At 65.0% G+C, this 13,343-nt stretch carries 8 protein-coding genes; 6 read left to right on the plus strand and 2 right to left on the minus strand.

Annotated elements, in window-relative coordinates:
* Nucleotides 1-4 precede the first annotated feature (4 nt).
* Nucleotides 5-730: an ABC transporter ATP-binding protein gene (locus tag P1K30_RS04815; RefSeq protein WP_275631532.1), complete on the minus strand. Its 726-nt coding sequence runs from the start codon at nt 728-730 to the stop codon at nt 5-7.
* 269 nt (nt 731-999) lie between these two features.
* On the opposite strand from P1K30_RS04815, the gene P1K30_RS04820 reads away from it, so the two are divergent.
* From P1K30_RS04820 to mtnK, 6 genes are all read left to right on the plus strand, one after another.
* On the plus strand, nt 1,000-1,935 hold the full coding sequence (locus P1K30_RS04820) for a MurR/RpiR family transcriptional regulator (RefSeq protein ID WP_275631533.1): 936 nt from the start codon (nt 1,000-1,002) through the stop codon (nt 1,933-1,935).
* Between the two features lie 7 nt (nt 1,936-1,942).
* Nucleotides 1,943-3,709 (plus strand): NAD(P)/FAD-dependent oxidoreductase, encoded by a 1,767-nt coding sequence (locus P1K30_RS04825; RefSeq protein ID WP_275631534.1) that lies wholly within the window; start codon nt 1,943-1,945, stop codon nt 3,707-3,709.
* A gap of 242 nt (nt 3,710-3,951) precedes the next feature.
* A complete protein-coding gene (locus tag P1K30_RS04830) occupies nt 3,952-4,986 on the plus strand; it encodes a sugar ABC transporter substrate-binding protein (protein ID WP_275631535.1) in 1,035 nt (344 codons plus the stop codon).
* Nucleotides 4,987-4,990: 4 nt separating this feature from the next.
* Nucleotides 4,991-6,535: a sugar ABC transporter ATP-binding protein gene (locus P1K30_RS04835; protein ID WP_275631536.1), complete on the plus strand. Its 1,545-nt coding sequence runs from the start codon at nt 4,991-4,993 to the stop codon at nt 6,533-6,535.
* Between the two features lie 24 nt (nt 6,536-6,559).
* Nucleotides 6,560-7,573, plus strand: a complete 1,014-nt coding sequence (locus P1K30_RS04840; RefSeq protein WP_275631537.1) for an ABC transporter permease — start codon at nt 6,560-6,562, stop codon at nt 7,571-7,573.
* Nucleotides 7,574-7,587: 14 nt separating this feature from the next.
* Complete coding sequence (mtnK, locus tag P1K30_RS04845; RefSeq protein WP_275631538.1) at nt 7,588-8,841, plus strand: S-methyl-5-thioribose kinase; 1,254 nt, start codon at nt 7,588-7,590, stop codon at nt 8,839-8,841.
* 56 nt (nt 8,842-8,897) lie between these two features.
* Here mtnK and P1K30_RS04850 read toward each other — a convergent pair.
* Nucleotides 8,898-13,343 (minus strand): cadherin-like domain-containing protein (locus P1K30_RS04850; RefSeq protein ID WP_275631539.1); only part of this gene is annotated, 4,446 nt, incomplete at its 5' end.

Genomic DNA, 13,343 nt, shown 5'->3' on the forward strand with positions numbered 1-13,343 from the left:
TCTCCTATTCCGCCGCCTTCGCGGTCCGCTTGCTTTGCTGATGACCGTAGATGTCGGCCTTGATCCGGTAGGTCAGGTCGTAGACCTCCTTACCGGCCATGATCTCCATCGTGCGGGGCCGCTCGAACGGCACCTCGTACTCGCGCAGCACCCGGCCCGGTCGCGGCGTCAGCACGACGACCTTGTCCGACAGGAACAGCGCCTCTTCGATCGAGTGGGTGATGAAGACGATGGTGGTGTGCGTTTCTAGCCAGATTTCCTCGACCAGCGCGTTCATCTCTTCGCGGGTGAAGGCGTCCAGCGCGCCGAAAGGTTCGTCCATCAGCAGGACCGACGGGCGCAGCGACAGCGCGCGCACGATAGAGGCCCGCTGCTGCATCCCGCCCGACAGCTCGTTCGGCATGTTCTTCTCGAACCCTTTCAGGCCGACCCGGTCCAGCAGGTGGTCGATCCACGCCATGTCCGGCTTCTGATGCTTGACCTCGAACGGGAACAGGATGTTGTCGATCAGGTTGCGCCAAGGCAGCAGGTTGGCCTCTTGAAACACCAGCCCGATGTCCGGGTGCGGTCCGGTGATCTTTTTGCCGTCCAGCAGGATTTCCCCCGAGGTCAGCCCGTGCAGACCGGACATCGACCAAAGCAGCGTGGTCTTGCCGCAGCCCGAGGGGCCGACGATCGAGACAATCGTGTTCGGCGCAATGTCCAGCGAGCAATCAAGCAACGCGTCCATGTCGCCGTAACGCTTTCCAGCGCCGCGTATTTCAAGCTTTGACGGATGACTCGAAGTGCTGGACATGACGCCCCTGTCGATTGGCAGCGAAGGAATTACGACTCGCTTGCGTCAACAGTGTAACTCACTTACATTTCTGTCAAGTTTGGCGAAAACTTCAGGGCCCGAAGCCTTCATACGTCTGATTTTTAAGCTTCGGTTCGTGTAAGTAACTCACATGGCGGTCAAAACTTCACGTCACTTGAAATTGCCGCCGGAGGAGACAGCGCATGACGTCGACGTCCGATCTTGCCTCGCCCGCAGCGCGCGCCTCAGAGCGGTCGGACCGGATTCCCGACATCATCGGAGAGATCAAAGACCGCTACGCCAGCCTGCGCCCCGCGGAACAATCCGTGGCGGATGCGGTGTTGGCGGACGTGCAGGAAGCGGTGCGCGCCTCTAACGGTGAAATCGCCGACCGCGCCGGTGTCAGCCAGCCCACCGTCACCCGGTTCTGCCGGTCCATCGGCTGCGCCGGGGTGCGCGACTTCAAGCTTCAACTCGCCCAGTCGCTGGCGGTCGGAGAGACCTTTCTTGCCATCGACACCCCCGAGACCCCGGCCGGAGAGCTACCGCCCTTCTGGCATTCGGTGCTGGGCGAGGCGCGCGGCGCGATCCGCGAGGTCGAGCGGCAGGTGAACCCCGACGACGTGCTGGCCGCGGCAGAGATGCTGGCTGGCGCCGGACGGGTCGCGACCTTCGGCGTCGGCGGCTCGTCCAGCACGCTGGCGATCGAGGCGCAGGTCCGGCTGTTCCGCTACGGGCTGGCGGTGGATTGCTCGCTTGAACCCTACATGGCGCGGATGACCGCCGCGACGCTGCGCCCGGGCAACGTGCTGCTGGCCTTCTCGGCCACCGGGCGCACGCCCGAGGTGGTCGAGGCGATCGAGATCGCCAACCACTACGGCGCGGGCACCATCGCGATCACCCGCCCGGGCTCGCCGGTGGCCGACGCGGCTTCGGTCGCGCTGACGGTGGCGGTGGGCGAATACCCCGACGCCCTGACCCCCACCGCGTCCCGCTTCGCCTTTCTTGCAATCCTCGACGTGATCTCGGCCGCGACGGGCTATCGGCTTGGCCCGAGGGCCCGCGAAAGCCTGCGGCGGATCAAGTTCAACATCCTTCCCACGCGGCCCGGCAGCGGGCTTGAACCTCTTGGCGACTGAGATCCGAATGAACACACAGATAGACGACTGGCTGTCGCGCTTCGATGCGGCCCTGACCTCTGGCGACGTTTCCGCCGTGACTGCCCTGTTCGAACCGAACGGCTACTGGCGCGACATCCTCAGCTTCACCTGGAACCTCGTGACGCTGGAAGGCCGCGACAGCATCGGCGCCATGCTTGAGACCTGCCTTGCCGGCACCGCGCCGTCGAACTGGCGCCGGACGTCCGAGGCCGAGGATACCGAGGACGGCGCCGCCGCTTGGATCGCCTTCGAGACCGGGGTCGCCACCGGCACGGGTCGGGTCGCCGTGCGGGACGGGCTGTGCCACATCCTGCTGACCACGACCGAGAACCTGAAGGGCCACGAGGAACCGCGCGGGGCGCTGCGCCCCAAGGGGATCGAGCATCGCGCCGACCGCCACCGCGTGACGTGGTCCGAGAAGCGGGCCGAGACATCCGCCCGCATGGGGTTCGAGGATCAGCCCGAGGTTCTGATCATCGGCGGCGGACAGGGCGGCGTGGCACTGGCCGCGCGGCTGAAGGCGCTTGGCGTTCCGGCGCTGGTGGTCGAGAAGAACCCGAAGATCGGCGACAGCTGGCGCAACCGCTACCGCAGCCTCGTGCTGCATGACCCGGTCTGGTACGACCACCTGCCCTACCTGCCGTTCCCCGACACGTGGCCGGTCTTCACTCCGAAGGACAAGATGGGCGACTGGCTGGAAAGCTATGCCTCGATCTTCGAACTGGACTGTTGGACCTCGTCCAGCGTGGACCGCGCGACGTGGGACGCCGAGGCCGAAACGTGGACAGCTGAGGTCACGCATGAAGGCCGCACCGTCACCGTGACGCCGAAGCAGCTGGTGTTCTGCACCGGCGCCTACGGGCCGCCCAACACCCCCAGCTTTCCCGGTCAAGACAGCTTCGGCGGCACCCTGATCCATTCGTCCGCCTATCACGACGGCGCCGACTGGGCGGGCAAGCGCGCGCTGGTGATCGGCGCAGGCAGTTCCGCCCACGATGTCGCTGTCGACCTGTGGGAGGCCGGCGCCGACGTCACCATGTACCAGCGACGCCCGGCGATCATCGTGCGGTCTGAGACGCTGATGGAGCTGGCCTTTCCCACCTACTCGCAAGAGGCGGTCGACAACGGCCTGACCGTCGACATGGCGGACATGCTGGGCGCCTTCACGCCTTTCGCACTGGCGACCGAAAAGAACCGCCGCCTGTACGACCACATCCGTGAACGCGACGCCGACTTCTACGCGGCGCTTGGCAAGGCGGGGTTCCAGTACGACTTTGGCGAGGACGACACCGGCCAGATGATGCGCGCCCTGCGCACGGCGTCCGGCTATTACATCGACGTGGGCGCCTCGACCCTGATCAGCGAGGGCAAGATCAAGGTGCTGGGCGGCACCATCGACACGCTGACGCCCGACGGCGTGCGGATCGACGGCACCGATCACGGGTTCGATCTGATCGTCGCCTGCACCGGCTATGCCTCGATGAACGAGGCGGTGGCCCCCATCGTCAGCCGCGAGGCCGCCGACATGGTCGGGCCGTGCTGGGGGCTTGGCTCCGGTGTGCGCGGTGATCCCGGCCCGTGGCTGGGCGAGCTGCGCAACATGTGGAAGCCCACGGCGCATGACAACCTGTGGTTCCACGGCGGCAACCTTGCCCTGTCGCGATTCTATTCGCGCTTCGTGGCCCTGCAACTGAAGGCACGGATGGAAGGGATACCGACTCCGGTCTACGCCAGACCCGCTCCGGCGGCCTGACACCGGGCCCGGTTTCCGTCCTGAACGCACCGCACCGCAAGACTCTGTCCGCCGGGATTTACCCTGCGGTAAAAGGACTTGCGCCTCGAGGCGAACGTGACCTCGACGGAACTCTCGTTAACGTTGTTGACTTTAAAAAGGGCCGTGGATTTAATCATTCGTGCTGGCATTTGAGGCGGACATGAATTGACGAATACATACTGAAATAAATCCGCCGAGCCGGCTGTTTCTGGGAGGAAAACATGTCGGACGAATTGGAAAAGCTTAGTGAAGTTGTGTCTTCGCGCAGGGATGTGCTGAAGACTTTGGGGGCGACCACGGTCGCGGGGGCGCTTCTGGCAACGGCCGGGTTTGATCCGGCAATGGCGCAAGAGTTGATGGCGGCGGGATCGCCGCTTAAGGCAGGGATGAGCAACGCGGGCCTTCAGGCGACGTGGTGTGCCCAGGGCAAGCAGACAGCCGAGGCCTGGGGCAAGCTGATGAACGTCGAAGTGACGTGGTTCGACGGCGAGCTTTCGGCGACCAAGCAGCGCGCGACGATCGACAACATGGCGGCCCAGCAGTGGGACCTTGTGGCGATCCAGACCTTCGGGATCGGCACGCTGAACGACCCCGTCAGCCGGATGATCGACGCCGGCACCCCGATCATCGCGATGGACACGATGATGGCGCCCGAGGGACAGCTTGCGCTGCACACCTTCATCGCGCCGGACAATGTGTTCATGGGCTCGGTCACCGCGCAGGCGCTGTTCGACTCCATCGGCGGCGAAGGTCAGGTGGTCATGACGCAGGGTGCGCTCGGGCACACCGGGGCACAGGGCCGGGCCAAGGGCTTCAAGCAGGTTCTGGCCAACTATCCCAACATCGAGTTGGTCGACGAACAGCCCGCCGACTGGGACGTGACCAAGGTGGCGCGGATCTGGGATTCGCTGCTGACCAAGTTCCCGGACCTGAAGGCGGGCTTCTTCCACAACGACGACATGGCGCTGGCCGCCAACAACGTGATCAAGGCCAAGGGGCGCGAAGGCATCAAGCTGTCCGGTATCGACGCCATGCCGCCCGCCGTGAACGCGGTTCTCGACGGCACGCTGGTCGCGACGGTGCGCAACCCGTCCTGCCGGATCCACGGCTGGTCCGTGGCCGCGGGCGTCGCGGCGGCCGTCGGGGGCGAGACCTCGGGCACCGACATCCCCGCCTACATCTGGGCGGACGGTCCGGTGATCACGCAGGACACCGCCGCCGGCCACCTGTGGCTGCAGAAGAACTTCCTGATCTAGCATCGTGGCGGAAGACATTCTGTACCAATCCGACGGGAGGGCCTCGGCCCTCCCGTCCCCCGACGCGGCTCCGCTTCTGGAAATGCGCGACGTGACGAAGCGGTTCGGCGGCATCGCCGCCCTGCGCAACGTGGATTTCTCGATCCTCGAGGGCGAAGTCCACGGCCTTGTCGGAGAGAACGGCGCCGGCAAGTCGACGATGATGAAGATCATCGCCGGCGTGTATGCCGATTTCGAGGGCGAGATGTTCGTGGGCGGCAAGCCGGTCCATTTCCGGTCCGCGCGCGAGGCGCTGGATGCCGGGATCGGCATGGTCCATCAGGAACTGTCGGTGGTCCCCGACCTGACCGTGGCCGAGAACGTGTTCCTTGGCCATCAGCCTGTGATGGCGGGCGGCCTGATCGACTGGCGGCGGATGAACCGCACCGCGCGCACCCAGATCGCCAGCCTTGGGCTGGACATCGACCCGACGACCCGCATGGGCGCCCTGCCCGTCGGCCTGCAGCAGCTGGTCGAACTGTCGCGCGTGTTGTTCTCGGGCGCCAAGATCATCATTCTGGACGAACCCACCTCGGCCCTGTCCCCGCCCGAGGTCGAACGCCTGTTCGGCGTCCTGCGGCAATTGCGCGAACAGGGCCGCAGCCTGATCTTCATTTCCCATTTCCTTGACGACGTTCTGGAAATCTCGGACCGGGTGACCGTGTTCCGCAACGGCGAGCGGGTCGACACCTCGCCCGCCGCCGCGCTGACCAAGGACGAGATCATCAGCCGCATGATCGGGCGCGGGTCGGCCGAGATGACGATGGGCGAGGAAACCGAACTTTTGGGCGACGACACCAAGCCCGTCGTGATGGAGGTGAAGAACATCAGCGACGGCAAGGGCTTGGCGGATGTTTCGCTGTCGCTTCGCAAGAACGAGATCCACGGCATCTACGGCTTCATGGGCTGCGGCCAGATCGAGCTGTCGCGCGCCCTGTTCGGCAAGGGCAACCTGCGGGGCGGCACCACGATCCTTGACGGCAAGCCGGTCCGGTTCCGGTCCACCGCCGCCGCGCGGCGCGCCGGGGTCGCCTATGTCCCGGAAAACCGCAGCATGATGCTGTTCCGCACCGAGCCGGTGTTCAAGAACATGTCGATCTCGATCCTTGACCGGATCAACCGGATCATGCTGCGCCCGAAGGCCGAGCGCCGGATCGCGACGGGCCATATCGAGGATCTTCAGATCCGCCCGCCGCGCACCGACATCGACCTAGGCAACCTGTCGGGGGGCAATCAACAAAAGGTGGCGCTGGCAAAGTGGCTGACCCACCTGCCCAAGGCGCTGATCCTCGTGGAGCCGACACGCGGCATGGACGTGGGGGCCAAAGAGGACGTGATCCGCATCGTGAAGGCCCTGCGCGACAAGGGCGTCGCGATCCTTGTGCTGTCTACCGAGCCCGAGACGATCCTGACGCTCGCCGACCGCGTCACCGTCATGAAGAAGGGCCGCGTCGCGCGGGAATTCACCACAGGACATTTGGAAAAGGCAGATCTGCTGTCAGCCGCGTAGGCGGGGCAGTCGAAGGGAACAGGCATGGCTGACACGACCCAAACCACGGCAGGCGGCGGCCTGCGCAAATTTCTGGCCGAGCAGATGCGCAACATCGCCCCGGTCTTCACGCTTCTCATCCTCATCGTGTTCTTCTCGGTGCAAAGCCCGGTGTTCTTCACGGTGGACAACGCGCTGAACATCCTTGCGAACTCGTCGATCACCGGGATCATCGCGGTCGGGTTGACCTTCGTGATCCTGACCGCCGAGATCGACCTGTCGGTCGCGGCCATCGCCAACGCGATCGGGATCACGGTCGCCTATTTCACGATGCAGCCCGAGTACGTGAACATCAACACTTGGCCGATGTACGGCATCTTCGCCATCATCCTGACGCTGCTGGCGGCGTTCGGGCTGGGGTCGATCACCGCCTTCGGGGTCACTGTGATCGGCATCCCGTCCTTCATCATGACGCTGGCGATGATGCAGATCGCCGACGGCGTGTCGGCGGTGCTGGTGCGCGGACAGATTGCCTATAACTTCCCGGAATTCATCACATTGATCGGGTCCGGGCGATTGTTCGGGCTCAGGTACTCGATCATCGTCTGCATCCTGTTCCTTGTCGTCGCGCATATCGTGCTGAAATACACCCGCTTCGGGCGCTACGTGTACATGGTCGGCGGCAACCGCGAGGCGGCGGAGTACTCCGGTGTGAACGTCCGCCTGATCATCGCTTCGGTGATGATCATCTCGGCGGTTTGTTCCGGGATCGCGGGCATGATCGGCGTGGCCTATTTCGGATCGGCGCAGCAGAACGGGTTCAACGACTTTCTTCTGACCGCCATCGCGGCGGTGGTGCTGGGGGGCACCAGCCTGTTCGGCGGGCGCGGCGGCATCGGCAATACCGTGGTGGGGCTGTTGGTGCTGGGCGTGCTGAACAACGGGCTGGACCTGATCCAGATCGACAGCTTCCTGAAGATCCTGATCCGTGGCCTGATCCTGTTCGCGGCTCTCGTCATCAACGTCTACGCGCAGCGCCTCAAGGAAGCGTCGGGTTAGCGGGGGGCACCAGCATGACTGCAAATCCCGCATACGAGGCGCTGACCATCGACACCCTGCCCACCCGCCTTGGGCAGGTCGCGGCCCTGACCGCGCAGGTCGGCGGCGGCGACTGGCAGGTGCAAGAGGTCGGCGACGGCAACCTGAACCTTGTGTTCATCGTCACCGGCCCGCGCGGCAAGGCCATCGTCAAACAGGCCCTGCCTTACGTGCGGCTGGTCGGCGACAGCTGGCCACTGCCCCTGTACCGCGCCTTTTTCGAGTACAACGCCCTGACCCGGCAGGCCGCCCGAGACCCCGGCTCGGTGCCGGTGATCCATCATTTCGACGAGACGCAGGCGCTGATCGTGATGGAGTTTCTCGAACCGCACCGGATCTTGCGCCGCAAGCTGATCGACGGCGAACGGGTGGCCGGGCTGGCCGCGTTTCTGGGTCGCTTCTGCGCCCGCACCGCGTTTCGAGGGTCCGAACTGTCGATGGCTTCGCCCGACAAGAAGGCCGATGTGGCGCTGTTCGCCGGAAACGTCGAGATCCCGGCAATCACCGAGTCGCTGGTGTTCACCGACCCCTACTATGCCGCCGAGATGAACAGCCACACGCCGGGGCTGGAGCCGGTGATCGCCCGCCTGCGGGCGGACGTGGACCTGAAGATCCGGGCCCAGCAGGCGCTGCAACGCTTCGTGTCGAACACCGAGACGATGGTCCACGGCGACTTGCATTCCGGCTCGATCATGTCGACCGCCGACGACAGCCGCGTGATCGACCCCGAGTTCGTTCAATACGGTCCGATGGGGTTCGACATCGGGATGCTGTGCGCCAATTTCCTGATGGCCTTCTTCAGCCAGCCCGCCCACCGAGGCGACGATCTTGCCGACTATCAGGACTGGATCCTCAGCGTGATCGCCGACGTCTGGTCCACTTTCGAGGCAGAGTTCCGCAGCCTTTGGCAGTCGGAACGCACCGGCATCCTGTTCCCGGCCACCCTGTTCGAGGATCAGGGCCACGACAGCGCGCCCGCCTGCGACGCCGTGCTGACAGGCATCCGGCGCGATGCGTGGACGGTCTGCGGGATCGAGATGCACCGCCGCTGCCTGTCGCTGGCGCACAACGCCGACTTCGAGGATATCGAAGACCCGACGATCCGCGCCCCGTTAGAGGCGCGGAACCTGATGCTGGGGGCAGACCTGATCCGCACCGCCGAAACGATCACCGGCGCCGAAGAGGTCTGCGACCGCGCGCGGGGCTACAACACCACCGACGTGATCTGACACTGCCGCCACCGGGCGGGACCGTCGTGAAGCCGGCCCGCCGCGGCGCAGACGCATCAGGTCAACAGATCGGACCCGGTGTACAGGAAGGTCCCGCTGGTCAGATCCAGATCGTAGACCCCGTTGAGCAGGCCGACCAGTTCGGTACCGCCGCCCTCGGACAGATAGATCGCGGTGCCCGGCGTAAGGCCGGCCTGATCCTCGACAAGGACATAGTCCGTGTCCGCGCCCCAAAGCTGCACCTGATCCTCGCCCGCCGCGAAGTCCCACACGAAGCCGTAGTCGGCATCGCCGTCGGTACCGTAATAGGCCCCGTCCACGTCGCCAAAGACGAAGATATCCGCCCCGCCCGCGCCGACGAACACGTCCAGCTCGCCCCCGCCGGGGTTGGCGTCGCCGGTATCGACCGCGGCAAGGATCTCTGCCGTGTCGTCGCCCTGCACGATGTCGCGGCCCGCGATCTCGGTCACCGTCAGGTCCCCGAACGACACGTCGTTGTAGTGCGCGTTCAGATAGATGCTGCCGGTGGCGGGCGCCTCGTCCAGATCGAAGGTTTGCACGCCCTGAAGCGTCCAGTCGATCGGCTCCGACGTGCCCTCTTCCCAGACCTTGATGCTGTACAGGCGGTCGTACAGGCCAACCTGCTCGACCTGCATCGTGATGTTGTAGGTCAGATCCTCGTCCATCAGGATCGACTGGTTGCCCAGCGTGTTGAAGAAATCGACCGACGGGTGCAGCGAAAGCTGCGCGATACCGTCGCCGTCAGTGTCCTGGAACACGAAGGCAGCACCCGGCTCCCACCCGGAATGCGGCTGGAACCCGGACACCGGATCGTCGGTGTGACCGCCCCACAGCATCCCGATGCCGAACGCCCCGCCATCGCGACCGCGCGGATCCTGGTTCAGCAGGTCGTGCGGCGTCACGGTCATCGTCAGCTGGTAGTTGTCCCAGCTGTCGTCGCCCAGCGTCAGCAGCCGGTCATAACCAAGATCCACCGGCCGCGCCCCGTCGCTGCCGATCTCCCACGTCCCGTCGACCACCTGCACCACGTCCTCCAGCGCGGCAGCGGACTGCCAGTCGATGCTGTAATTCGGGCTCCAAGTGTTGCCGGATTCATAGTCGATGGTCACGTCGCGGGTAAACACCTCGCCCGAGGACATGACGGCGGTGATGGTCACCAGATCGTCGGTGGCCGATCCGTCCAGCGCGGAATAGGCGATCTCGACGTTGAAGTCGCCGGTGTCGTGCAGGCGGCGGGTATCGGCACCGATGGACAGCCCCTGCGGCGCCCCGCCGTTCAGCGTATAGCTAAGCGAGGTGACGTCACCGTAAACCGTGCCAAGGATGTTGACCCATTCCTGCGTCTCGCCGATGGCACCGAAGGTCTGATCCGACCCGTACCACACGTCGATCACGTTGTTGGACAGGATTTCGACCGTCGCAGTGTCGGTCAGTTCGCCATCGGACACGGTGTAGACGAAGCTGTCGGTGCCCGAGAAGCCAAGGTCCGGCGTGTAGCTCCATGTTCCATCGCCGTTGTCCACCAGATCACCGTTCGACGGAGTCCCGACATCCACCACGGACAGCGTATCGCCGTTCGGGTCGCTGTCGTTCGCCAGCAGATCCTCGGCCGTCAGGACGATGGTGGTGTCCTGCGCCGTGTAGAACGTATCGTCCGACGCCTCGGGCGCGACGTTCACCGGCTCGAAGCTGGCATCCTCGTCGATGATGGGCACACCTTCGAACTCGATATAGTCGACCATCCCGGTGAAGCCCGGCGCGTCGCCCACATTACCGGCGAAGACCCCGGCCGAGCTGACATCCAGCGCGTGCGAGACCGTGCCCGCCGTCAGCCAAGTCTCGTTGTCTGTCGAGTATTCGAAGGTCCAAACGTCGCCCGTGCGGTCCAGCCGCAGGAACGGCGCGCTGCCGCCGGGGATCACGATATCGAACGCGGCCGAGGACACACCGTTCACCGTGATCGCGCCGAAGGCCCGCAACTGGCTGCCGTCATGGTAGACGTCGAAGCGCACCCAGTTCTGCGCGTCCTCTTCCACAAGGAAGCCCTGCATCTGGTACTGCTGCGACGGCATCGACAGGAACCGCGTCTCGACCGCAAAATCCTCGTCCGCGATGGTCTGCATCACCCGCGCCGCGTTGTTCACGTTCCAGATGTCGTGGTCTCCATCCGGCGTGATCAGCGCAAGGAACGCGTCGGTCGCATTGGTGGCGAGGGCCGAAGAAATAGTGCCCGGCCCCTCGATCCGCCACACGGCATCCAGCGTTGCGTCGGCGAAGTCGTCAGACACCAGTGCGGGCGGCTCCGCGACGGTGATCGACACCGTGCCGGTGTCCGTGAACTCGCCATCGGTCACCGTGTAGGTAAAGCTGTCGCTCCCCTCGAAGCCGGTATTCGGCGTGTAGGTGAACGTACCGTCGCCATTGTCGACCAGGGTGCCGTTCGACGTGGTGCCGATGGAGGCAATGCTCAGCGGATCGCCATCGGGATCGCTGTCGTTGCCCAGAAGATCGTCCTCGGTCAGCACCAGCACGGTCTCGGGGTCGATTTGCACCTCGTCATCCACCGCGACCGGCGCGCGGTTGTCGCTCAGATCGCCGTCCTCGTCGATGATCGGATCGGTGCTGCTTTCGAAATAGTCCAGTTGTGCGGTATAGCCCGGCGGCGGATTGTTCTGGTACGGCGCGGTACCGGCGAAGGTACCGACCTCGGTCACCGTCATGTCGCGCGTCAGGGTATACGCCTGCTGCCAGTTGACCCCGTCAGAGCTGGTTTCGAACACGAAATCATCGCCGGTGCGGGTGATCCGGAAATCCGAAACCTCCCCTGCGACGATGCTGCCGTCGAACAGCGGATAGGTCGTCGACCCATTCACGATCTGGCCGACGATCAGCGTCAGGCCAAGGTGGGTGAAGGCAAGGTCGAAACGGATCCAGTTTCCGTCGTCCTGCACCACCAGCAGCCCGTGTTCCTGGTACAGCGTCTGCGGCTCGTTTAGGAAGCCCGCGCTGATCTGGAAGTCACCGTCCGCCACGTCCTGCATCAGACGCGGCGTGGTCATCACGTCGGATGCCGACACCGGGATGCCTTGCGGCGAATCCAACAGCACGATGGCGTCGGTCTCGGTGGTGGCCAGCGTGGCCGATCCGGTGATCCCCTTGAAGGTCCAGCCATCGTCCAGCGCCGGGCTGGAGAAGTCGTCCGAGAATGCATCGAAGACCGAGGGCGGCTGAACCGACACGACGACCGTGGCGCTATCCGTGTTGTCCCCGTCGCTGACCGTATAGGTGAAGCTGTCGGTGCCTACGAACCCGGTATCCGGGGTATAGGTGAAGGTGCCGTCGCCGTTGTCGACCAGCGCCCCGTTCGACGGGGTCCCAACCGACACGACCGTCAGCGGATCGCCGTCCGGATCGGTGTCATTCGCCAGCAGGTCTTCGGCGCTGAAGGTCAGACCTGTGTCCGGCTCGGTCGACAGCGCATCGCCTACGGCCTCGGGCACGCCCGAGGGCACGAAATCGCCATCCTCGTCGAGGATCGGATCAGAGGCGAACTCGACATAATCGACCTGCGCCGTGAACCCGTCCGCACCTTCAAGATTGCCCGCGAACAGACCGAACGTCGCGGCCTCCATCGCGTGGGTAAAACTGCCGGCCTCGGTCCACGTCTGCGCGTCTTGGGAATACTCCAGCGTCCACAGATCCCCATCCCGGCTCAGGCGCAGGAACGGGGCGACCCCGCCCGGAACCGGAACCTCGAACGCGGTCGCGGACACACCGTCGATCGTGATCGCGCCGTATGCGAACAGTTGCGCACCGTCCGAATAGGTGTCGAAGCGCAGCCAGTTGTCCGCGTCCTGTTCGACGATGAACCCCTGCATCTGGAACCGCTCGGACGGGATGCTGAGGAACCGCGCCTCGACCGAGAAATCCTCGTCCGCGATCTCCTGCACCACGCCGGCCCCGTTGTTCACGCCCCAAACGTCGAAATTGCCGTCCGGCGTCACGAGCGACAGGAACGCGTCGGCCGCGCCGGTGTCCAGCGACGACCCGGTGCCCGCAGGCCCCACGAAGGTCCACGCCGGGTCAAGCACCGCCCCAGCGAAATCGTCCGACGTCGGCCCCGGCGCCGGGATCACGCTGACCTCGACCGTCGCGGTGCTGGTCGTGGTCCCGTCGCTGACGCTGTAGGTGAAGGTGTCGGTGCCTTCGTAGCCGTTGATGGGCGTATAGGTCACGGTGCCCGCAACCGCGTCGTAGACGGCGGTGCCGTTCGCCGGCTGGGTCGCGATGCCGGTCACCGACAGCGGGTCGCCTTCGGGGTCGGTGTCGTTCGCAAGCAGGTCCGCCACGTCGATCACCAGCGGCGTGTCCTCGTCCGTCGTCACCGCGTCGTCGGCGGGCGTCGGCGCGTCGTTCGTCGCACCCGAGGTCGAGGCCAGCGTCGCGATCTCTTCCGGCGACAGCTCGGCGTCATAGATCTG

This window comes from Psychromarinibacter halotolerans (assembly GCF_029168315.1).
Classification (GTDB): Bacteria; Pseudomonadota; Alphaproteobacteria; order Rhodobacterales; family Rhodobacteraceae; genus Psychromarinibacter; species Psychromarinibacter halotolerans.